This window comes from Brenneria salicis ATCC 15712 = DSM 30166, assembly GCF_003315515.1.
Classification (GTDB): Bacteria; Pseudomonadota; Gammaproteobacteria; order Enterobacterales; family Enterobacteriaceae; genus Brenneria; species Brenneria salicis.
Genome location: NZ_QNRY01000001.1, coordinates 39,136 through 60,714 on the forward strand (window position 1 = coordinate 39,136; position 21,579 = coordinate 60,714).

The 21,579-nt window shown below is 51.2% G+C and carries 21 protein-coding genes, 1 tRNA gene and 1 pseudogene; all 23 read right to left on the bottom strand.

Going from position 1 to position 21,579, the window contains the following annotated elements:
* Positions 1 to 112: 112 nt before the first annotated feature.
* A pseudogene (locus DES54_RS00180) lies at positions 113 to 294 on the bottom strand (DUF554 family protein); the annotation flags it as partial.
* Positions 295 to 316: 22 nt separating this feature from the next.
* Complete coding sequence (locus DES54_RS00185; RefSeq protein WP_113864618.1) at positions 317 to 943, bottom strand: LysE family translocator; 627 nt, start codon at positions 941 to 943, stop codon at positions 317 to 319.
* Between the two features lie 241 nt (positions 944 to 1,184).
* A complete protein-coding gene (locus DES54_RS00195; RefSeq protein WP_240634899.1) occupies positions 1,185 to 1,421 on the bottom strand; it encodes a hypothetical protein in 237 nt (78 codons plus the stop codon).
* Between the two features lie 251 nt (positions 1,422 to 1,672).
* A tRNA-Lys gene (locus DES54_RS00200) sits at positions 1,673 to 1,748 on the bottom strand.
* 174 nt (positions 1,749 to 1,922) lie between these two features.
* Positions 1,923 to 2,696, bottom strand: a complete 774-nt coding sequence (gene cpoB / locus DES54_RS00205; RefSeq protein WP_113864619.1) for a cell division protein CpoB — start codon at positions 2,694 to 2,696, stop codon at positions 1,923 to 1,925.
* A gap of 9 nt (positions 2,697 to 2,705) precedes the next feature.
* Complete coding sequence (gene pal / locus DES54_RS00210; RefSeq protein ID WP_113864620.1) at positions 2,706 to 3,215, bottom strand: peptidoglycan-associated lipoprotein Pal; 510 nt, start codon at positions 3,213 to 3,215, stop codon at positions 2,706 to 2,708.
* A gap of 41 nt (positions 3,216 to 3,256) precedes the next feature.
* Complete coding sequence (tolB, locus tag DES54_RS00215) at positions 3,257 to 4,549, bottom strand: Tol-Pal system beta propeller repeat protein TolB (RefSeq protein ID WP_113864621.1); 1,293 nt, start codon at positions 4,547 to 4,549, stop codon at positions 3,257 to 3,259.
* Positions 4,550 to 4,690: 141 nt separating this feature from the next.
* Positions 4,691 to 5,818: a cell envelope integrity protein TolA gene (gene tolA, locus DES54_RS00220; protein WP_113864622.1), complete on the bottom strand. Its 1,128-nt coding sequence runs from the start codon at positions 5,816 to 5,818 to the stop codon at positions 4,691 to 4,693.
* Between the two features lie 64 nt (positions 5,819 to 5,882).
* Positions 5,883 to 6,308, bottom strand: coding sequence for a colicin uptake protein TolR (tolR, locus tag DES54_RS00225; RefSeq protein WP_113864623.1), 426 nt, complete (start codon positions 6,306 to 6,308; stop codon positions 5,883 to 5,885).
* Positions 6,309 to 6,320: 12 nt separating this feature from the next.
* Positions 6,321 to 7,007, bottom strand: coding sequence for a Tol-Pal system protein TolQ (tolQ, locus tag DES54_RS00230; RefSeq protein ID WP_113864624.1), 687 nt, complete (start codon positions 7,005 to 7,007; stop codon positions 6,321 to 6,323).
* On the bottom strand, positions 7,004 to 7,408 hold the full coding sequence (gene ybgC, locus DES54_RS00235) for a tol-pal system-associated acyl-CoA thioesterase (RefSeq protein ID WP_113864625.1): 405 nt from the start codon (positions 7,406 to 7,408) through the stop codon (positions 7,004 to 7,006). The genes tolQ and ybgC overlap by 4 nt, the downstream gene beginning before the upstream one ends.
* A 133-nt stretch (positions 7,409 to 7,541) precedes the next feature.
* A complete protein-coding gene (gene ybgE / locus DES54_RS00240; protein WP_113864626.1) occupies positions 7,542 to 7,835 on the bottom strand; it encodes a cyd operon protein YbgE in 294 nt (97 codons plus the stop codon).
* Positions 7,832 to 7,948, bottom strand: a complete 117-nt coding sequence (cydX, locus tag DES54_RS00245; RefSeq protein ID WP_113864627.1) for a cytochrome bd-I oxidase subunit CydX — start codon at positions 7,946 to 7,948, stop codon at positions 7,832 to 7,834. The genes ybgE and cydX overlap by 4 nt, the downstream gene beginning before the upstream one ends.
* Positions 7,949 to 7,964: 16 nt before the next feature.
* Positions 7,965 to 9,104 (bottom strand): cytochrome d ubiquinol oxidase subunit II, encoded by a 1,140-nt coding sequence (gene cydB, locus DES54_RS00250; RefSeq protein WP_113864628.1) that lies wholly within the window; start codon positions 9,102 to 9,104, stop codon positions 7,965 to 7,967.
* Positions 9,105 to 9,117: 13 nt separating this feature from the next.
* Positions 9,118 to 10,686 (bottom strand): cytochrome ubiquinol oxidase subunit I, encoded by a 1,569-nt coding sequence (gene cydA / locus DES54_RS00255; RefSeq protein WP_113864629.1) that lies wholly within the window; start codon positions 10,684 to 10,686, stop codon positions 9,118 to 9,120.
* 738 nt (positions 10,687 to 11,424) lie between these two features.
* Positions 11,425 to 12,297 (bottom strand): succinate--CoA ligase subunit alpha, encoded by an 873-nt coding sequence (gene sucD / locus DES54_RS00260; protein WP_113864630.1) that lies wholly within the window; start codon positions 12,295 to 12,297, stop codon positions 11,425 to 11,427.
* Positions 12,297 to 13,463 (bottom strand): ADP-forming succinate--CoA ligase subunit beta, encoded by a 1,167-nt coding sequence (gene sucC / locus DES54_RS00265; protein WP_113864631.1) that lies wholly within the window; start codon positions 13,461 to 13,463, stop codon positions 12,297 to 12,299. Before sucC ends, sucD begins: the two co-directional genes overlap by 1 nt.
* A gap of 252 nt (positions 13,464 to 13,715) precedes the next feature.
* On the bottom strand, positions 13,716 to 14,930 hold the full coding sequence (gene odhB / locus DES54_RS00270) for a 2-oxoglutarate dehydrogenase complex dihydrolipoyllysine-residue succinyltransferase (RefSeq protein ID WP_113864632.1): 1,215 nt from the start codon (positions 14,928 to 14,930) through the stop codon (positions 13,716 to 13,718).
* Positions 14,931 to 14,945: 15 nt separating this feature from the next.
* Positions 14,946 to 17,753, bottom strand: coding sequence for a 2-oxoglutarate dehydrogenase E1 component (gene sucA, locus DES54_RS00275; protein ID WP_113864633.1), 2,808 nt, complete (start codon positions 17,751 to 17,753; stop codon positions 14,946 to 14,948).
* Positions 17,754 to 18,022: 269 nt separating this feature from the next.
* Positions 18,023 to 18,739: a succinate dehydrogenase iron-sulfur subunit gene (locus tag DES54_RS00280; protein WP_113864634.1), complete on the bottom strand. Its 717-nt coding sequence runs from the start codon at positions 18,737 to 18,739 to the stop codon at positions 18,023 to 18,025.
* 16 nt (positions 18,740 to 18,755) lie between these two features.
* On the bottom strand, positions 18,756 to 20,522 hold the full coding sequence (sdhA, locus tag DES54_RS00285; RefSeq protein WP_113864635.1) for a succinate dehydrogenase flavoprotein subunit: 1,767 nt from the start codon (positions 20,520 to 20,522) through the stop codon (positions 18,756 to 18,758).
* Complete coding sequence (sdhD, locus tag DES54_RS00290) at positions 20,522 to 20,869, bottom strand: succinate dehydrogenase membrane anchor subunit (RefSeq protein WP_113864636.1); 348 nt, start codon at positions 20,867 to 20,869, stop codon at positions 20,522 to 20,524. Before sdhD ends, sdhA begins: the two co-directional genes overlap by 1 nt.
* On the bottom strand, positions 20,863 to 21,252 hold the full coding sequence (gene sdhC, locus DES54_RS00295; protein ID WP_113864637.1) for a succinate dehydrogenase cytochrome b556 subunit: 390 nt from the start codon (positions 21,250 to 21,252) through the stop codon (positions 20,863 to 20,865). The genes sdhD and sdhC overlap by 7 nt, the downstream gene beginning before the upstream one ends.
* Between the last annotated feature and the right edge of the window lie 327 nt (positions 21,253 to 21,579).

Sequence of the window (21,579 nt, forward strand, 5' to 3'; positions counted from 1 at the left end):
GTTGTCGTTCAGGTTCTGGTGTTTTTTATCCTAAACAAAATACCGAAAAAACCGCCTGACGTCGCGCTGTTTTTTCGTGGAAATGGGTATGTTGTTTAATCTACTTAAAACATTAACCAAAGATTTTGTTCCAATAAAGGGATATCGGGATAATCAGCACCAACGCTGGCAGGAAATTGACGACCGAAAAAGTTTAATCTGGGCAATCCGCAATCCGACAGCAACCATAATGATGCCGCCACAGGCGGAAAAATCCCCCATGGTGATCACCGTCATGAACGGCATGATCTGCTTGTAGACGCTGAGGTATGGAACACTAAAGTGTCTTTACTACCATTCCAAACGCAGCCAGCATCATAATGAATCCAGCTGACCGAAAAAGGAGTCGTTGCGCTTTTGCACTAGTGAGGAAGTGGCGTATTCTGAGCGCTGCGAGAATAAAGACTGCTCCAACAGTCAGAAGGACGAACACGGTAAGCGGCACCAGCATTCCCCCCCATATCTGTAATGATACATTATCCAGAGAGATAACAAGAGGCAGTATCGCCAGATAGAAAGCGATGGTTTTAGGATTTCCAAGTGTTATGGTCAGCCCTGAAAACCAGGCAGATGCCAGTTCACGTTTTGTCGCTTTTTGGTCAATGTTCATTGCATGAGGCTGGCGACACCAGAACTGCCATGCCAGTATGCATAAATAGAGTGAGGCAGCCCAGTTAATCAGCGTGAAGACGGATGTATAATTATGAGCGATCACCGCCAGACCAAATACCGCTATAGATAAATAAATCAAGTCTCCGAGAATGAGTCCGGCCAACATCGTAAAACCAGTTACTGCTCCACCACTTACGCTACGAGCAACCAATGCGGTCATTCCCGGACCTGGAATTGCGGCAGCTAAACCGAGCGCAGCAATGTAAGATATGATTTGAGCAGTTCCTAACATGATTATTCCTTTAAAAATAAAATGTGGGGAGGGTGGTTATTTAAAATTGTTGTCCATAGATATTTGAGTCTGAGCAACGACAGCTCGGGCAAAGACAAGATAAATCCAACTTTGGTTAAGTGGTGCGGATGCTAATGATGCGCCATGATTTCTCAGGTCATCTTTGGTCGTAAATGGAAGAGCGTTCACTCCATTTGCTGTTAATGCTTCAACATCAGCAGAGGTCAAGCCTTTTAAAGGTTCACCACCGGGTCGGCAGGTTGATAAACAGGCTGTCCACCCCCAGCCGCTCCCGTTCAGCTTCTTCCTGTTCCAGTTTCTGTCGAACCGAGGCGTTTGTGACGAAAACGCCAGATTTTTTACCGTTGGTTCTGATGAACAGGATCAGTCGCTGCCCATCGGACAGTTCGTAATCTTTATTAGCGGGTTTTGCCTTCTGAACTTCAGAGGCAGACAAAGGACGGGTAAGAACAGCCATAAAAACACTCCTTATGTGTCAGTGGAAAATGACAGTGATGGAGTCGTGCAATATTCTGTTTTCAGAGGTGTTTTTCAGCAAAAAACCCAAAATGGTCCAACAAGATTTTTACCACCAGAGTCGTAGGCCCATTTGCTTCGGCTACCCCAACATACGGAAGGCCACATACAGACGAAAAAAACCATATCCTGTTGAAAGTGATACGGCTTTCTTACTTCCCTGAATTCTATAAGACATCCCTGGAAATATGATGGTGGGTCGTGCAGGATTCGAACCTGCGACCAATTGATTAAAAGTCAACTGCTCTACCAACTGAGCTAACGACCCAAATTTCATGCTGCTTTAGCGTTTCGTTCTTGCCTTGGCAACGGCGGCATATATTACTAATTTAAATTGCCAGCGCAACCTATTTTCTATAAAAACGATTTGACTGCTTATTCTTAAGACATTCAGGCACAAAAATTGCGCATAATGCGCAATTTTTGTGTTTGTAGGAAACGATCACGAAGTGGATAAGCGTTTTTGAGCTTGCTTTGCACTTTCCGTATTGGGATACATTTTTACCACTTGCTGGTAAACGGCTTTGGCTTTATCCGTCTGTCCTTTATCCTGCATAATCACCCCAACTTTAAATAACGCTTCGGCGCTTTTCGGCGATTTAGGGTAATTTTTCACCACATTGGCAAAATAGTAGGCGGCATCGTCTTTTTTGCCCTTGTTATAGTTCAACTGCCCCAGCCAGTAGTTGGCATTAGGTTGATAAGTTGAATCCGGGTATTGTTTGACGAAAGCCTGAAATGCGCTGATTGCCTGATCGTACTGTTTTTTCTCCAGTACCAGCGCCACCGCCTCATTGTAATCCCGATTCACATCACCGGTGGTCGCGGCGGGCGCCGCATTGTTTGCGGCCCCGGTGTCCGCACCTGTAGCGGGCGCACTGTCTGTTGAGGCTGCGGCGGGTGACGATGAACTCAATCCATCAATCTGCTGATAGATCTGTTTTTGGCGTTCAACAACCTGATTCAGTTGATACTGGCTTTCCTGAATCTGCCCGCGCAGGTTGTCGATATCACGCTGCGTATCAGAGAGTTGTTGCTGAAGTTGGGTTAAAAGCTGACCGTGAGCGTTGGAGATACGCTCTAACTGAGTGACTCGATCTTCTACCGAGCCTGATCCGGCATTACTGATTGGCGCTTGGGCGGTAGCGGCCCAGGGAACCGCTACGCCAACCAGTAACGACAGACCCAACAAGTGACGTCTGAGGTTACTGTTCATGCGATACTCTTAATATACCAGAACGGCACGACGGTTTTTGGCATATGCCGCTTCGTCGTGGCCCAGAACGGCTGGTTTTTCTTTACCGTAAGATACGATAGAGATTTGATCAGAGGAAACGCCTTTACCTTGCAGATACATTTGTACCGCGTTGGCACGACGCTCACCCAGAGCGATGTTGTACTCAGGCGTACCACGTTCGTCCGCATGACCTTCGATAGTCACTTTGTAAGACGGGTTGCTACGCAGGAATGCGGCATGAGCGTCCAGCATTTGGGCGAAATCAGAGCGAATATCGTATTTATCCATATCGAAATATACGATGTTGTTACGCTGTAATTCTTGCATTTGCAGACGAGCCTGCTCGGAAGAAGATGTGTTGCTGCCGTCCATCATGCCGTTGCTGCCGGCACCCATGGAAGATTGGTCATTGTCCGCATTCTTGTTGGAGCTACATGCGGCCACTGCCAGTACCGGCAGAGCCAACATAAGGCCTTTCAGCACTTTATTGAATTGCATCTCTTTATGTCCTTTGACTAGTTTATTGTACATTTATGCACTCATAGATACGGCGACCAGGCAGGAAATTTGACCTGTCCATCAGTTGCCGGAAGACGCGCTTTGAAACGCCCATCCGTCGAAACCAGTTGTAACACGGAACCTAAGCCTTGCTTAGAGCTATAGATAACCATTGTGCCATTCGGCGCGATACTCGGCGTTTCGTCCAGGAACGTGTCCGTTAATACTTGCACGGCGCCCGTTTCCAGATCCTGTTTGGCGATGTGCTGAGCCCCGCTATTGGATGCCACCATCACCAGAGATTTACCATCGGCGCTCACTTCAGAGTCCTGATTCTGGGCGCCTTCCCAGGTCAGACGCTGCGGCGAACCACCGTTGACATTAATTTTATAAACCTGAGGACGTCCGGCCTGATCGGAAGTATAGGCCAGCGTCTGATTATCCGGGAACCAGCTTGGCTCGGTGTTATTGCTGCGTCCATCGGTCACCTGACTGATCTGGCCGGAGCTCAGATTCATCACATACAGGTTCAGACTACCGCTTTTAGACAAGGCAAATGCCAGTTTGCTGCCATCGAGAGAGAAAGAGGGCGCCCCATTATGGCGAGGGAATGACGCAACCTGTCGGATGGCGCCGTTTGCCAGCGTCTGGATCACCAACGCAGAGCGACCGCTTTCAAACGAGACATAAGCAAGCTTGCTGCCATCGGGAGACCAGGCCGGCGACATCAACGGTTCTGGCGAACGATGTACGACAAATTGGTTATAGCCATCGTAATCCGCAACCCGCAATTCATAAGGGAACTGACCGCCATTGGTCTGCACGACATAAGCGATACGGGTGCGGAACGCGCCTTTGATGCCGCTCAGTTTCTCAAATACTTCATCACTGGCGGTGTGCGCAGCATAACGTAACCATTGTTTGGTCACTTTGAACTGGTTTTGCGCCAATACGCTACCCGGATTGCCGAAGGTATCAACCAATTGGTAAGAGATAACATAGCTGCCGTCAGCGCTAGGCTGAACCTGCCCGACCACAACGGCATCAATACCCAGCGCAGTCCAGGCCGCTGGCGTAACTTCAGATGCCGTAGACGGTTGCTGAGGCATACGGTTGGCGTCAATAGGATTGAACTTGCCGCTGTTGCGCAAGTCAGCGCCCACGATGCCACCGATATCCTCTGGCGCTGCCCCTGCCCCGGCCCATTTAAACGGCACGACGCCAATCGGACGTGCGGAGTCTACCCCTTGGGTAATCTCTATACGGACTTCCGCATGCACCGCCGCGGCAAACAGCATTAAAAAGCTTAATGCAACTTTCAGTACCTGCTTCATTTCATCTCCCTTATCCAGACTAAGAAGTCTGCGATAAATTAGCAGAATTTTAACAAAAACAAACCAATGTCAACAAAACACCCTAACCTGGTTTGCTTACCATAGTAATAATCTTAAACCTATATAGGTAAACAGCCTGGGTTACTGTGGTTTAAAGTCTATCGGCGCATTTTTGAAAGCCTCATAAACCTCTGAACTTGGCGGCTTGGGAATTCTCGCTTGTTTCGCGGCGGCAATCGCCGCCTGACACAAGGCAGCATCGCCCCCCTCCGCATTCACATCGATCAGCAGACCGTCAGGAGCCAGTTTGATGCGTAATGTACAGGTCCGGCCTTTATACAATTGCCAGTCGTAAAACTTGCTCTGAATGGCGCTGCGAACCTGACTACCGTAACTATCGAGCGCAGCGCCTGACGCGCCGCTCTTCTTGTTGTTCCCTACCCCGGCAGGCGCGCCGCCGCCAGATTGAGGCGCATTTTTCGATGACGCCAGGCCGCCCAGCAAATCATCAACCGAACTCTCCTGCTTAGCCGCTTCCGCGGCTGCTTTCTTCTTCTCTTCCGCTGCTTTCTTAGCTGCTGCGGCGGCTTGCGCTTTCTTCGCTGCCTCAGCCTCGGCTTTTTGCTTAGCAGCGTCCGCCCTGGCCGTTTCAGCGGCTTTCTGCTTAGCGTCTTCGGCTGCCTTGGCTCTGGCTTCTTCTTCCGCCTGTTTCTTCGCCGCAGCAGCAGCAGCGGCGGCTTGTTTCCTGGCTTCTTCTTCCGCTTGCTTTTTGGCGTCCGCCGCCGCTTTCGCCTGTCGCTCAGCTTCTTCTTTTGCCTTAGCAGCCGCGGCTTCAGCTTGTCGTTGCTGCGCTTTGGCTTGCTGGGCCGCCTCTTCCGCCTGTTTACGCTGTTGAGCTTGCTCCTCAGCCTGCTTTTTGGCCTCTTCCTGGGCCTGCAAACGCTCTTTTTCCAGTTCCTTCAACCGCTGTTGCTCGGCAGCCTGCTTCTGCTGCAATTCCTCGGCCTGTTGCTCGGCTTGTTTTTTTCGTAATTCCTCAGAACGCTTTGCATCGGTTTGCTGTTGCTGCTGCCGATTGTATTGCTCAACGACAGCACTGGGATCAACCATCACAGCATCAATGGATGAACCACCGCCACCACCGCCGCTGGCATCCATCGTTTGAGTCAACGAACTCCAAAGCAGCAAAGCAATCAGTATGATGTGCAGAACAGCCGAAATAATAACGGCGCGTTTCAGCTTATCGTTTTGTTCGGTTGCCTTTAGCACAAGCGATTCCCAAAAACAGTGTTGCCAGAAATATGCTTCACGATCATTACGGTGATGATCTCATTTAAATCGGTTGCGTCATCAAACCAACTGAATTGACCCCAGCCTGATGCAGCAGGTTTAACGCCTTGATGATCTCATCATAAGGAACATCCTTCGCACCGCCAATTAAAAAGACGGTTTTAGGATTAGCCGCCAAACGTGATTGCGCTTCCGCAACCACCTGTTCAGCCGGCAACTGTTCCATTCTATTCTGCTCAACAACCAGGCTGTACTGACCGACGCCTGATACCTCGACGATGACCGGCGGATTATCATTACTGGAAACGGTTTTCGAATCCGTCGCTTCCGGCAAATCCACTTCAACGCTCTGCGTGATAATCGGTGCGGTGGCCATAAAAATCAGCAGCAAAACCAACAATACGTCCAGCAACGGAACGATGTTGATCTCCGACTTCAGTTCACGACGTCCTCTGCGTACTCGTGCCATGCTGCCCCCTGATTATTTGCTGCTATCGCTGGAGAACGCTTGACGGTGCAGGATGGCGATGAACTCTTCCATAAAGTTGTCATAGTTCTGCTCCAGCTTATTGACCCGCTGATTAAGGCGGTTGTACGCCATAACAGCCGGAATAGCCGCAAACAGACCGATGGCCGTTGCAATCAAGGCTTCAGCGATACCCGGCGCCACCATTTGCAAAGTTGCCTGTTTCACCGCGCCCAGCGCGATAAATGCATGCATAATCCCCCAAACCGTACCAAACAGACCGATATACGGACTGATTGAACCGACCGTGCCTAAGAACGGGATATGCGTTTCCAGCGCTTCCAGTTCACGATTCATGGAAATACGCATCGCACGCGACGCCCCTTCCACCACCGCTTCCGGCGCATGACTGTTGGCGCGATGCAAACGTGCAAATTCTTTGAAACCTGAATAGAATATTTGTTCCGTCCCCGTCAGACTGTCGCGTCGCGTCTGACTCTCCTGATAAAGACGAGACAGTTCGATACCGGACCAGAACTTATCCTCAAACGCTTCCGCATCACGCGTCGCCGCATTCAGAATACGTGTGCGCTGAATGATAATCGCCCAGGAAGCGATGGAAAAACAGATTAAAATCAGCATGATTAGTTTAACCAGAAGGCTTGCCTTCAGGAACAAATCAAGAATGTTCATGTCAGTCACTGCTTAAACTCCGCGACAATAGACTTAGGAAGCGCAATTGGCTTCATGTGATGTGGATCGATACATGCGATTAAAACTTCAGCATGGCTCAATAATACGCCATGTGAATTGAGAATGCGCTGTGCGAAGGTCAGAGAAGCGCCGCGTATCGACACGATCTCGCATTGCACTTCCAACATATCGTCAAGGCGCGCCGGAGCAAGGTACTCCACCGTCATCCGGCGAACAGCAAAAGCAATATGCTCGCTCAGTAGCGCATGCTGATGAAAATTGTGCTCACGCAACATCTCTGTCCTCGCCCTTTCATAAAAGGCGACATAGCGTGCATGGTAGACAACCCCACCTGCATCAGTGTCTTCAAAGTAGACCCTAACAGGCCAGCGGAACAACGTATTACTCACTCTATATCCCGGTAACGCATTAGACATCGCTACTATACGCAAGAGAAATGAGGTTTGGAATGGATTGTGACAGCGGAAATAAAATAATTATGGGTTGCGCCGCAACCCATAACAAAACGGAATAGGCGCTATTTTAACTAAAGAAGTAATACAAACCTGCGCACAGGATCACAAAGGCCGGAAGCGGCGAGAAAAACGCACGCCAGCGCAGACGCCGTGGACGAAAACCGACGCCATGAACCACACCAGCGCACACCGCCCAAATCAGCAAAAGCCCCTGCCATACGGATAATTCACTGGTGCGGGCGGCAAAACGCGCCGGATCCCAGAAAACACATCCCGCCACCAGAAGGGCCAAGATCAGGGAAAGAGCCCTTATCGGGCTCTTATCCATCAGGCGGTAAAGTTTATCGACCAAATCACTCATTGAGTTTTATCTTCAGCCGCTTTGCTTGACTCACTTTGCTCAAGCGCCAGGGCGGTGATAATCCCCAGAGAACAAGCAAGCAGCGTTCCGAGTATCCAGGCAAAATACCACATAAATTAAGCTCCTTACTTAGTACAGAGAGTGAGTGTTTTGCTCAATATGTTCTTTGGTGATGCGTCCGAACATTTTGTAGTAACACCAGGCGGTATAAGACAGCACAATCGGCACGAAAATGATCGCCACAACCGTCATCACTTTCAAGGTCAACAGGCTGGAAGTCGCATCCCACATGGTGAGGCTGACATTCGGCACGGTTATCGATGGCATGATGAACGGGAACATGGCAACGCCCGCCGTCAGAATCACACAAGCGATGGTCAGCGAGGAGAACAGGAAAGCCCACCCGCCTTTTTCCATTCTGGCTGTTGCGATAGTCAGTAACGGTAACACCACGCCCAACACCGGAATCGCCCAGAGAATCGGATAATTGTTGAAGTTAATCAACCAGGCGCCAGCCTGATGCGCCACTTCTTTGTGCAGCGGGTTGGATTCCGCCGCCGTATTAATGACCGAGGTGACGACATAGCCGTCGATACCGTAAATGACCCAGACACCGGCCAGCGCGAATGTCACCATCATTATCAGCGCGGAAATCTGCGAAACCGACTTGGCGCGTACATGCAGGTCGCCCGTCGTTCGCATCATCAGATAGGTTGCCCCCTGCGTCAGAATCATGGTCAGGCTGACAATACCCGCCACCAACCCGAACGGATTAAGAAGCTGGAAGAAATTGCCGGTGTAGTACAGACGCAAGTATTCATCCACATGGAACGGCACACCCTGCAATAGGTTGCCGAAAGCCACGCCGATCACCACCGGCGGCACGAAACTGCCGATGAAAATGCCCCAGTCCCACATATTGCGCCAGCGTGGATCTTCAATTTTTGAACGATAGTCAAAACCCACCGGGCGGAAGAACAATGACGCCAGCACCAGAATCATGGCGATATAAAAGCCGGAAAAGGCTGCCGCATAGACCATGGGCCAGGCGGCGAACAATGCGCCGCCCGCGGTGATCAGCCATACCTGGTTGCCGTCCCAGTGCGGAGCGATGCTGTTGATCATTATGCGGCGCTCGGTATCTCCACGCCCCATCAGACGAACCAGCATGCCGACGCCCATGTCAAAACCATCGGTAATGGCGAAACCAATCAGCAGAATGCCGATCAACAGCCACCAGATAAAACGTAAAACTTCATATTCAAACATAGTGGACTCCTGTTTATCGTGCTTCCGACGCCGCCGCTATGGGTTGTTCAAAGTGGTAACGCCCCGTTTTCAGGCTGCTTGGACCAAGACGTGCGTGTTTGAACATCAGATACATCTCTGCGATCAGGAATAGCGTATACAGACCACAAATCAGCGCCATAGAGAACAGGATATCGCCCACGGTCAGTGATGAGGTGGCCACCGCAGTCGGCAATATTTCACCAATAGCCCAGGGCTGACGACCGTATTCAGCAACAAACCAGCCCGCTTCAACCGCAATCCACGGCAACGGAATACCGTACAGCGCGGCGCGATGCAGCCATTTTTTCTGACCAATTTTGCCGCGCAGCACCGTCCAGAAAGACAGACCGATGATCAGCAACATCAGGACGCCGCAAGCCACCATGATACGGAAAGAGAAGTACAACGGCGCAACGCGTGGAATAGAGTCTTTGGTTGCCTGTTGAATTTGCGCTTCCGTCGCATCCGACACTTTTGGCGTATAGCGTTTCAGCAACATACCGTAGCCCAGATCCTGTTTGGATTGGTTAAAGGCTTCTTTAACGGCGGGATCGGTGTTGCCCGCGCGCAGTTCTTCCAGCAACTGATAAGCCTTCATGCCATTACGGATACGAACCTGATGCTGTTCCATCAAGTCTTTCAGACCGAGTACTTCTTTATCCATCGAGCGTGTCACAATCAGGCCCAGAAGATAAGGTACCTGAATGGCATATTTGTTTTCCTGACTGTCCTGATCGGGAATACCGAACAGCGTAAAACTTGCGGGCGCTGGTTGCGTTTCCCACTCGGCTTCAATCGCCGCCAGTTTGGTTTTCTGCACGTCGCCCATTTCATAACCGGACTCATCGCCCAGCACGATAACGGACAAAACGGCAGCCAGACCGAAACTCGCTGCAATAGCGAAGGAACGCTTGGCGAAGGCAATATCGCGGCCTTTCAGCAGGTAGTAGGAACTGATCCCCAGAACGAACATAGCGCCGGTGGTATAGCCCGCCGCCACAGTGTGAACGAATTTCACCTGTGCAACCGGGTTCATCACCAGATCGGCGAAGCTCACCATTTCCATACGCATGGTTTCAAAATTGAAATCAGAAGCGATAGGATTCTGCATCCAGCCGTTGGCCACCAGGATCCACAACGCGGAAAAGTTTGAGCCCAGCGCGACCAGCCAGGTAACCGCCATATGTTGTACTTTCCCCAGACGGTCCCAGCCGAAGAAGAACAAGCCAACAAATGTAGATTCAAGAAAGAACGCCATCAACCCTTCAATGGCCAACGGCGCGCCAAAAATGTCCCCGACATAATGCGAGAAATATGACCAGTTGGTGCCAAACTGAAATTCCATGGTCAGCCCGGTGGCGACGCCCAGAGCAAAGTTAATGGCGAATAACTTGCCCCAGAATTTGGTCATATCTTTATAGATTTGTTTGCCAGACAACACATAGACCGTTTCCATAATCGCCAGCAAAAACGCCATCCCCAACGTCAGCGGTACGAATAGAAAGTGGTACATTGCAGTTAAGGCAAACTGTAAGCGTGACAGTTCGACTATATCAAACATCTTGACTCCTTGCCCCTCGCAGGAAGATTTTAGCTTGCACAAGCTGACAAGCCGCTAAAAACCCAGCCGTAAACACCCAAAAAGAACACAACAAAAAATTGCTTCAGCACAGGCTTAGCATACGCCAATCAAATCAATCAGCGAATCAACAGTAAGCCTAAGAAAGATCATAAATATGACAAATATCCTACCCCAGGACGGGTAGCTGCATATTACGCCTGTAATCCCGCACAATAAATAGGTTTTTACGTGATGCAAATTGGGTTTTTGGTTTCAAATCAACTTCCTTACCAAAAAGTACATTAGGCGATAATTGATCTGACGCAATTTAAGCGTATTTCAAAGAATATATCCAGAGATAGATTTTGATTCGCCTCAATTTAGTTTGTGTTTGTTAATTATGGGTTTTTATAAATTTCATGTTTGTCTTTATTGTTAAAAATGTGTTGATATTTGGGTGAGGTAAAAATTAATTTGGTAATATATTTTTTACTTTTCTGGTGATTATTTATTCCTGAAATGACATACTTAACTATTTTGAGTTTTTATCTTTTTCTTTTAGCAGTGATTATATTCACGTATTTATTTTGTTGCTGCATTGTTATTTTTAATTAACAATTATGATTCAGAGAGAAACATATTAAACTGAACGTTTATTGCGCAAAAAGGCCACGCGAGGTGGCCAAACATGTCGAATGTTAACAATGTATTACGGTATTGATCCGATTAATTAGCGGTTCAACGAGAAAACGCCGTTTTAACCGCTTCACCAATATCCGCCAGGCTGCGTACCGTTTTAACCCCCGCGGCTTCCAGCGCCGCAAATTTATCATCGGCAGTCCCTTTCCCTCCGGCGATAATCGCCCCCGCGTGGCCCATACGCTTACCTTTCGGCGCCGTCACGCCAGCAATGTAGCCGACAACCGGCTTGGTGATATGATCTTTAATGTATGCCGCGGCTTCTTCTTCCGCCGTACCGCCGATCTCGCCAATCATCACGATGGCTTCCGTTTGCGGGTCCTGCTCAAATAGTTGCAGGATATCAATAAAGTTGGAGCCGGGGATGGAATCGCCGCCAATACCGACACAGCTTGACTGTCCCAGACCGGCGTCCGTCGTCTGTTTCACCGCCTCATAAGTCAACGTGCCGGAACGGGAGACGATACCCACTTTGCCTGGCAAGTGAATGTGGCCCGGCATGATACCGATCTTACATTCGCCCGGCGTAATCACGCCCGGACAATTCGGGCCAATCATCCGAACGCCGCTTTGTTCCAGTTTGACCTTCACCGTCAGCATGTCCAGCATCGGGATGCCTTCCGTGATACAAATGATAAGCTCAATGCCCGCATCAATCGCTTCCAGAATCGAATCTTTGCAAAATGGCGCGGGAACATAAATGACAGAGACGGTCGCGCCGGTGGCTTCAATCGCTTCACGCATAGTATTGAAAACCGGCAGGCCCAGATGTTCAGTACCGCCTTTGCCCGGCGTGACGCCGCCCACCATCTGCGTACCGTAAGCAAGCGCTTGCTCAGAGTGGAACGTCCCCTGACTGCCGGTAAAGCCCTGGCAGACAACTTTGGTATTTTTATCGATCAGAATGGACATTATTTACCCCCTACTGCCGCCACTACCTGCTGAGCCGCGTCCGTCAGGCTGGTCGCCGCAATGATATTCAGGCCGCTCTCGGCTAATTTCCGGGCACCCAGTTCAGCATTGTTCCCTTCCAGACGAACAACAACCGGTACGTTAACGCCCACTTCGGCTACCGCGCCGATGATGCCGTCAGCAATCAAATCGCAACGCACAATCCCGCCAAAAATATTAACCAGCACAGCCTGCACGTTGTCATCGGACAGAATGATCTTGAACGCTTCCGTCACGCGCTCTTTAGTCGCGCCGCCGCCCACATCCAGAAAGTTGGCTGGTTCACCGCCGTGCAGCTTAACGATGTCCATCGTTCCCATCGCCAGCCCAGCGCCGTTGACCATACAACCAATGTTGCCGTCCAGCGCCACATAGTTCAGTTCCCACTGGGTAGCCTGCGCTTCACGGGCATCTTCCTGGCTGGGATCGCGCATTTCACGCAGTTCGGGCTGACGAAACAGCGCATTGCCGTCCACGCCCAGTTTGCCATCCAGACAAATCAGATCGCCCGCTTTGGTGATCACCAGCGGATTGATTTCCACCAGCGCCAAATCACGTTCCAGAAACATCGTCGCCAGCCCCATGAAGATTTTGGTGAACTGGGCAACTTGTTTGCCGCTTAACCCCAGTTTAAAGGCTAACTCGCGGCCCTGATAAGGTTGTGGTCCCGTCAACGGATCCAGCGCCGCTTTATGAATCCGTTCCGGCGTTTCTTCCGCGACTTTTTCAATCTCGATGCCGCCTTCGGTCGATGCCATGAACACCACGCGACGCGAGCCGCGATCGACTACCGCGCCCATATAGAGTTCTTTATCAATGTCGGTGGCCGCTTCAACCAGAATCTGATGAACCGGCTGTCCGTTTGCGTCGGTCTGATAAGTCACCAGATTTTTACCCAGCCAGTTTTCGGCAAACGCACGAATATCTTCTTTATTGCCGACGACTTTAACGCCGCCCGCTTTACCACGGCCCCCCGCGTGAACCTGACATTTGACCACCCACGGGCCAGCGCCGATCTTTGATGCGGCTTCTTCCGCTTCACGCGGTGTGGCGCAGGCATAGCCGATCGGAGCCGGTAAGCCATATCGAGCAAAAAGCTGTTTTACCTGATATTCATGTAAATTCATGATGTTCTATCCATTTAGATTTAAAGATACGTCGCCGGACTTATGCTTTATCAGTCAAGATCCATTGACGGAGCGAACCCCGATGAGGATAACATTCGCCATGCCTCACACTGTTAAGCCCAGATCATATTGATTTGACGGACATTTGTCTTCGGACTCTCTGATATTTTTGGATAAAGCCGCTGACAAAAACGGCCTGCATAGCACATATGTCAAGGCGGTAAACGGTTACTGACTTACCGCACGCTTTACTTAGACATCCAGCAACAGACGTGTAGGATCTTCTAACATTTCTTTCACTGTCACCAGGAAGCCAACAGACTCACGGCCATCGACCAGGCGATGATCGTAGGACAGAGCCAGATACATCATCGGCAGGATAACCACCTGACCGTCCACCGCCATCGGGCGATCTTTAATCGCATGCATACCAAGAATCGCACTTTGCGGCGGGTTGATGATCGGCGTAGACATTAGAGAACCGAATACGCCGCCGTTGGTGATGGTGAAGTTACCGCCGGTCAGTTCCTCAACCGTCAATTTTCCATCACGCCCTTTTATCGCCAACTCTTTGATTCTTTTCTCAATATCAGCCATACCCAGGGCATCGACATCACGTAGAACCGGAGTAACTAGGCCCCGCGGCGTTGATACGGCGATGCTGATATCAAAATAGTTGTGGTAAACCACGTCTTCGCCGTCAATGGAAGCGTTAACTTCTGGATAACGCTTCAGGGCTTCAAGCACGGCTTTAATGTAGAAAGACATGAAGCCCAGACGCACGTCGTGACGCTTCTCGAAAGCATCGCCATACTGTTTGCGCAAATCCATGATCGGCTTCATGTTGACTTCATTGAACGTCGTCAACATCGCCGTGTTGTTCTTCGCCTCCAGCAAACGTTCGGCAACGCGTTTACGCAGACGCGTCATCGGCACACGTTTTTCGCTGCGGCCGCCAAGCGCTGGCGCGTCAGGCTTCTCTTCTTTAGAAGCCGCTTTCTTCTGCTGCTGCTCGACCAGATGTTTTTCAACATCTTCGCGGGTAATACGTCCGCCGACGCCGCTGCCTTTAATCGTTGCCGCGTCGAGATCATGCTCCGCAATCAGACGGCGGATCGCCGGACTGAGCGCATCATTGTGCTCTTCCTGTAACGCCGCGGTATGACGCTGCGCCGGGGTGGATTCCTTGACCTGTGCTTTCTCACTGGTTTCTTTGCCGGAACTGTCGCCGGCGCGAAGGCGGCCCAGCACCTGACGGGAGGTTACCGTGGCGCCTTCATCTTCCAGTATGGCATCCAGAATACCGGCTTCAGAAGCAGGCACTTCCAGAACAACTTTATCCGTCTCAATTTCAACCAGCACTTCGTCACGCTGGACGCTATCGCCTGGTTTTTTGTGCCAGGTAGCGACAGTGGCGTCGGCTATCGATTCAGGTAAGTCAGGGACGAGAATATCTACGCTACTCATTATCTATCCTTTTATTTAATCAACGTTCAGCGCGTCATTAACCAGAGCTTGTTGTTGTTTCTGGTGTACGGACAAATAGCCGACAGCAGGCGAAGCCGATGCAGGGCGTCCGGCATAACGTAAAGAAGCCCCGAATGGAACCACTTCGCGGAAATGATGCTGACTGCAATACCAGGCCCCTTGATTGAGCGGCTCTTCCTGACACCACACAAAATCATGCACATGAGAGAATGGCTCAAGCGCCGTCAGAACGGCCTGGTGCGGGAACGGATAAAGCTGTTCAATACGCACAATGGCCACATTTTTTTGTTCGTTCTTATGGCGCCTTTCCACCAGATCATAATAAACTTTACCGGAACAAAGAACGACGCGTTTGATTGCCTTGGGGTCCAAGTCATCAACTTCGCCAATCGCTGGCTGGAACTGACCGTTCGCCAACTCATCCAGAGACGAAATTGCCAGCGGATGACGCAGCAGTGATTTTGGCGACATGACAATCAACGGGCGGCGCATACCGCGCAGCGCCTGGCGACGCAGCATGTGATAAACCTGCGCGGGCGTTGACGGAACACAAACCTGCATGTTCTGTTCGGCGCACAATTGCAGATAGCGCTCCAGTCTGGCTGAAGAGTGTTCCGGGCCTTGCCCTTCATATCCGTGCGGCAGCAACATGACCAGACCGCACATCCGCCCCCATTTCTGTTCGCCGGAACTGATGAACTGGTCGATAACCACCTGAGCGCCGTTGGCGAAATCGCCGAACTGCGCCTCCCAGATGGTCAGGGTGCGAGGCTCGGCCGTGGCATAGCCGTACTCGAATGCCAGCACCGCTTCTTCGGACAACACCGAGTCCCAGACATTGAACGTGCCTTGTAAATTATGCACATGATTTAATGGGGTATAGCTGGAACCGTTTTTCTGATTGTGAACCACGGCATGGCGATGAAAAAACGTTCCACGCCCGGTATCCTCGCCCGACAGACGAATAGGAATGCCGTCATCCACCAGTGTGGCATAGGCCAGATTTTCAGCGCCACCCCAGTCAAAAGGTTTGTTGCCGAGCGCCATCTCAGCGCGATCGGCGTACACCTTGGCGACGCGAGGATGAATCTCGATGCCTTCCGGCACTTCGCTGATGCGTTTAGCCAGTTCCTGCAAACGTTTCATCTCGACTTTATGCGGATACGGCTCATCCCATCCGTGGTTCAGATAAGGCGTCCAGGTAAAGGATTGCATATCCATCTGACGCCATTCTTCCACCACGCACTCGCCGGCATCCAACGCATCGCGGTACAAGTTGACCATCTCGGTCGCGTCTTCCAGCGTAATGGCTTTCTCCTGCTCCAGACGATCGGCGTACACCTTACGCGGCGTCGGGTGTTTTTTGATCTTCTGATACATCATCGGCTGTGTGGCGCTTGGCTCATCCGCTTCGTTATGCCCGTGACGGCGATAACAAATCAGATCGATAAACACATCACGTTTGAAGGTATTACGGTAATCGAGCGCTACATGGGTAACAAACGCCACCGCTTCAGGATCATCGGCGTTGACGTGGAAAATCGGCGCCTGAACCATCTTGCCGATATCAGTACAGTACTCCGTCGAGCGTATATCCAGCGGGTTCGAGGTGGTAAATCCGATGCGGTTGTTGATGACGATACGGATCGTGCCGCCAACTTCGTAGCCACGCACCGCCGACATATTCAGCAGTTCCTGCACCACCCCCTGGCCGCTGATCGCCGCATCGCCGTGGATCGTGATTGGCAGAACACGCGGGCCGCTCTCACTACCCAAACGATCGAGACGCGCACGCACCGAACCGGTCACCACCGGACTGACGATCTCCAGATGCGAAGGGTTGAACGCCAGCGCCAGATGAACCAATCCGCCATCGGTTGCAATATCGGAAGAGAAGCCCTGATGATATTTCACGTCCCCCGTACCGAGATGCTCTTTGTGCTTACCGGCGAATTCATCGAACAGATCCTGCGGTTTTTTCCCGATCACGTTAACCAGCACATTCAGACGGCCACGGTGCGCCATCCCTAACACGGCCTCGCGGGTGCCGTTGTTGCCTGCATGCCGGATCAGTTCTTTCAGCATCGGCACCAGCGCATCGCCGCCTTCCAGCGAGAAACGTTTGGCGCCGGGATATTTGGCGCCCAGATAACGCTCCAGCCCTTCAGCGGCCGTCAACTCTTTCAGAAAACGGCGTTTTTCCGCTACCGAAAATGACGGTTGTCCCATGACCGATTCGATACGCTGCTGGATCCAGCGTTTCTCTTCCGTGCTGGTAATGTGCATATATTCAGCGCCGATGGATCCGCAATAAGTGCGTTTCAGCGCGTCGTACAAATCCGCCAACTTCATGGTGTCTTTGCCAATCGCAAAAGACCCCACGTTGAAACTTTCCTGTAGATCTTCCGGCGTCAGGTTATGGTAATCCAGATCCAGTTCCGCAACCTGTAGCTGCGGGCGCAGGGAAATCGGGTCCAGGTTGGCCTGTTGGTGACCACGGAAACGAAAAGCGTTGATCAACTGCAACACCTTGACCTGCTTGGCATCCATATCAGGATCGGTAATCGAGGAGGCAAAGCGTGACGAATCTTTCGCCAAACGACGGAAATATTCGCGCGTTTGGGAATGGAGTTGATCGGGCTTGACCCCAGTGGTGGGCAGCTGCTGGAAGATCGAGCGCCAGCTGAGATCAATAGAATCCGGATCGGTTAAAAAATCTTCATAGAGTTGTTCTATGTAGGACTGGTTTGCGCCCGCCAGATAGGAGGAATCCAGCCAGACCTTCATTGCGCCGTTCTGCATCGTGATCCCTTAAGCTAATAAGCTTCAGTTTTCGCTGTGGTTAACATGTCATTCGTGCCGTATAAAATCGGTTGCCGTGAACGGTTCGCTTGTCGTACTTCAGTACGCGCGTTAAGGGTATCCATTTACCCTTTTAAGGAACCTTTAAAAACCGGTTCTGGCGCGTAAGCCGGTTTTTAAAGGTTTCCTGCGGCCCCCCGGCAATACGGCGACCAGGGAGCCAATCTGTTTACTTCGTTACTTTCCGTGCTGACTAACCGCCGCCATGCCTATGCGCTGCGTTGCAGCAACATCGACTTGATATGACCAATGGCCCGCGTCGGGTTAAGCCCTTTCGGACATACGTTGACGCAGTTCATGATGCTGTGACAGCGGAAAACACTGAACGCATCATCCAGATTGTCCAGCCTCGGCCTGGTTTCCGTATCACGGCTGTCAATCAGGAAACGGTAGGCCGCCAGCAACCCCGCAGGCCCGACAAACTTATCCGGGTTCCACCAAAACGACGGACAAGACGTTGAGCAGCAGGCACACATAATGCATTCGTATAATCCATCGAGTTTTGCACGCTGCTCCGGTGACTGAAGATGCTCGCGAGCCGGTGGATTCTTCCCATTATTCAACAGGTAAGGTTTTATTTTCTCATATTGGGCATAGAACTGTCCCATGTCCACTACCAAATCACGCACCACTGGCAATCCAGGCAATGGACGAACCACAATTTTTTGATTGCCGCGTCGTAGCGCTGATATCGGGGTGATACAGGCCAGGCCATTTTTGCCGTTCATGTTGACGCCGTCAGAACCGCATACACCTTCACGGCAGGAACGGCGGAACGACAATGTCGGATCCTGTTCCTTAAGCAGCATCAGCGCATCCAGCAACATCATGTCGCGCCCTTCTTCCGCCTCCAGCGAGTAATCCTGCATGTGCGGCGCGTCATCAACATCCGGGTTATAGCGATAAATGGAGAATTCTAGTTTCATCGTCTGATCTCCGCTATTAATAAGTACGTACTTTCGGCGGGAAAGCCGGACGTAATGTCGGCTGCATGTTCACCTCACGGCGCGTCATGCTATCGGTGTGCGGCAGATACAACGAATGACATAACCAGTTCTCATCATCACGTTCAGGATAGTCGAAACGACTGTGCGCGCCACGGCTTTCAGTCCTGAAATTGGCGGAAACAGCGGTTGCATAAGCTGTTTCCATCAGATTATCCAATTCCAGGCATTCAATACGCTGCGTATTGAATTCGGTCGACGTGTCATCCAGACGCGCGTTTTTCAACCGCTCGCGGATGACCTTTAACTCTTCCAATCCTTTCGCCATCGCATCTCCTTCCCGGAACACCGAGAAGTTGTGTTGCATACAGGATTGCAGCGCTTTGCGAATTTCAACCGGATCTTCACCAGATCGGGTGTTGTTCCAGCGATTAAGACGCTCAAGCGACGCCTCAATATCCGATTCGCTCGCATCACGGCTTACGCCCTGATCTTGCAGCGATTCTTGCAGGTGCATCCCCGCCGCACGGCCAAAAACCACCAGATCAAGCAGCGAATTCCCCCCCAGACGATTGGCGCCATGAACAGAAACACAGGCGATTTCACCTACGGCAAATAAACCGGGGATCACCACATCTTCGCCTTGCTCATTGCGCGTCAACGCCTGACCACTGACTTTGGTCGGAATACCGCCCATCATATAGTGGCAGGTGGGAATAACCGGGATCGGCTCTTTAATCGGATCGACGTGAGCGAAGGTGCGGGATAATTCGAGAATGCCCGGCAGACGGGATTCCAGCACCTCTTTACCCAGATGGTCCAGCTTCAGCTTGGCGTGAGGCCCCCACGGACCTTCGCAACCGCGCCCTTCACGAATTTCGATCATGATGGAGCGGGCAACCACATCGCGCCCGGCCAAATCTTTGGCGTTCGGCGCATAGCGCTCCATAAAGCGTTCACCGTGCTTATTGAGCAGGTAGCCCCCTTCGCCGCGACACCCCTCGGTCACCAATACGCCAGCGCCCGCGATACCTGTCGGGTGGAACTGCCACATTTCCATATCCTGCACCGGCACGCCGGCGCGCAATGCCATGCCGACGCCATCGCCGGTATTAATGTGCGCATTGGTCGTGGACTGGTAAATACGCCCCGCCCCGCCCGTCGCCAGCACGGTGGCGCGGGCCTTGAAGTAGACCACTTCACCGGTTTCGATACAGATAGCGGTACAACCCACCACTGCGCCATCCTGATTTTTCACCAGATCCAACGCATACCATTCGGAAAAAATGGTGGTGTGGTTTTTCAGGTTTTGCTGGTACAGGGTATGCAATAACGCATGACCGGTACGGTCAGCCGCCGCCGCCGTGCGCGCTGCCTGCTCACCGCCAAAATTTTTCGACTGACCGCCGAACGGACGCTGGTAAATACGGCCATCTTCAAGACGCGAGAACGGCAGACCCATGTGATCCAGTTCCAGAATGGCTTCCGGGCCGTTTTTACACATATATTCAATCGCATCCTGATCGCCGATGTAATCAGATCCTTTTACGGTGTCATACATGTGCCATTCCCAGTTGTCTTCATGGGTATTGCCCAAGGCTACAGTGATGCCGCCCTGCGCGGACACGGTATGCGAACGGGTTGGGAAAACTTTGGATAACAGGGCGCAGGACAGGCCCATTTGGGAAATTTGCAGCGCGGCGCGCATACCTGCGCCACCGGCGCCGACGACTACGCCATCAAACTCTCTGACTGGCAAATTCATTACGCCCCCCACACCACGATAGTTCCATAAATGACGTACACCAGCAGCGTGACCACGATCGCCAGTTGTAAAGTCAGGCGCAGGGCAAGCGGTTTAATGTAGTCGGTCAGCACTTGCCACATCCCTATCCATGCATGCACCAGGATGGAAATTAACGCCAGCAGAGTGAATACTTTGGTGAGAGCCATAGCGAAAAATCCACGCCAGACTTCATAAGTGAGTTCGTCGGCAGCGACAACAAAACCAACGATATAGAGCACATACAGCACAATGACGATGGCGGAAGCGCGAATCAGCAACCAATCGTGTACGCCATTACGTCCTAACGCAGAAGCATTGCTTACCATACGAGGACTCCAGCCAGAAAGGAAAGCACGACAGTAATAATAAAAGTGATTGTTGCAGAAAGCTTACCCGCGGCGAGATCTTCTTCTATATAGCCGAAATCCATCATCAGGTGACGAACACCACCCACGATATGAAAGGCCAGCGCCGTGAGGATGCCCCAAACGATAAATTTAACCATGAAGCTATCCATTATTGCCGCAGCCTGTAGGAAGCCCGTTTCGGAAGAAAGGGACACGCCTAACAGCCACAACAAAATACCGACAGCGACAAAGGTAATCACGCCGGAGACGCGGTGAAGAATAGATGCTATCGCAGTAACGGGAAACTGGATTGTCTGTAAATCCAGGTTGACAGGTCTTTGTTTTTTCACAGATTTGCCCACACAGCTTTATTATAGTTTCTTCCTCTGGACCTGGGTAAGGTCAGACAGCATGAAATCGAAAACCATAAAACCGGCTTTATTTTACGCGCTCAAACATCGACATTCCGGTGTCTAAACGGCGCATGATCCCTTCATACTGGGTACACCTGGCAGGGTATTCCAGAGACCTGCACAAAGTATAGGGCCTTCACATTCTTATTACAATTGACACACAAAATGTTCGGTAACATTTCCCTGGAACAGTGAGTCAGGTCACGAATTTCACAATTTACATAAAATTAATTATCTTGTTTGACAAAAATTAAACATTTAAATTACAACTAATGC

Coding starts and splice junctions, on each gene's coding strand:
- DES54_RS00185 (WP_113864618.1), bottom strand. CDS start 943: ATGTTAGGAACTGCTCAAATCATATCTTACATTGCTGCGCTCGGTTTA.
- DES54_RS00195 (WP_240634899.1), bottom strand. CDS start 1,421: ATGGCTGTTCTTACCCGTCCTTTGTCTGCCTCTGAAGTTCAGAAGGCA.
- cpoB (WP_113864619.1), bottom strand. CDS start 2,696: ATGAACAGTAACCTCAGACGTCACTTGTTGGGTCTGTCGTTACTGGTT.
- pal (WP_113864620.1), bottom strand. CDS start 3,215: ATGCAATTCAATAAAGTGCTGAAAGGCCTTATGTTGGCTCTGCCGGTA.
- tolB (WP_113864621.1), bottom strand. CDS start 4,549: ATGAAGCAGGTACTGAAAGTTGCATTAAGCTTTTTAATGCTGTTTGCC.
- tolR (WP_113864623.1), bottom strand. CDS start 6,308: ATGGCACGAGTACGCAGAGGACGTCGTGAACTGAAGTCGGAGATCAAC.
- ybgE (WP_113864626.1), bottom strand. CDS start 7,835: ATGAGTGATTTGGTCGATAAACTTTACCGCCTGATGGATAAGAGCCCG.
- cydX (WP_113864627.1), bottom strand. CDS start 7,948: ATGTGGTATTTTGCCTGGATACTCGGAACGCTGCTTGCTTGTTCTCTG.
- cydB (WP_113864628.1), bottom strand. CDS start 9,104: ATGTTTGAATATGAAGTTTTACGTTTTATCTGGTGGCTGTTGATCGGC.
- cydA (WP_113864629.1), bottom strand. CDS start 10,686: ATGTTTGATATAGTCGAACTGTCACGCTTACAGTTTGCCTTAACTGCA.
- sucD (WP_113864630.1), bottom strand. CDS start 12,297: ATGTCCATTCTGATCGATAAAAATACCAAAGTTGTCTGCCAGGGCTTT.
- sucC (WP_113864631.1), bottom strand. CDS start 13,463: ATGAATTTACATGAATATCAGGTAAAACAGCTTTTTGCTCGATATGGC.
- odhB (WP_113864632.1), bottom strand. CDS start 14,930: ATGAGTAGCGTAGATATTCTCGTCCCTGACTTACCTGAATCGATAGCC.
- sucA (WP_113864633.1), bottom strand. CDS start 17,753: ATGCAGAACGGCGCAATGAAGGTCTGGCTGGATTCCTCCTATCTGGCG.
- DES54_RS00280 (WP_113864634.1), bottom strand. CDS start 18,739: ATGAAACTAGAATTCTCCATTTATCGCTATAACCCGGATGTTGATGAC.
- sdhA (WP_113864635.1), bottom strand. CDS start 20,522: ATGAATTTGCCAGTCAGAGAGTTTGATGGCGTAGTCGTCGGCGCCGGT.
- sdhD (WP_113864636.1), bottom strand. CDS start 20,869: ATGGTAAGCAATGCTTCTGCGTTAGGACGTAATGGCGTACACGATTGG.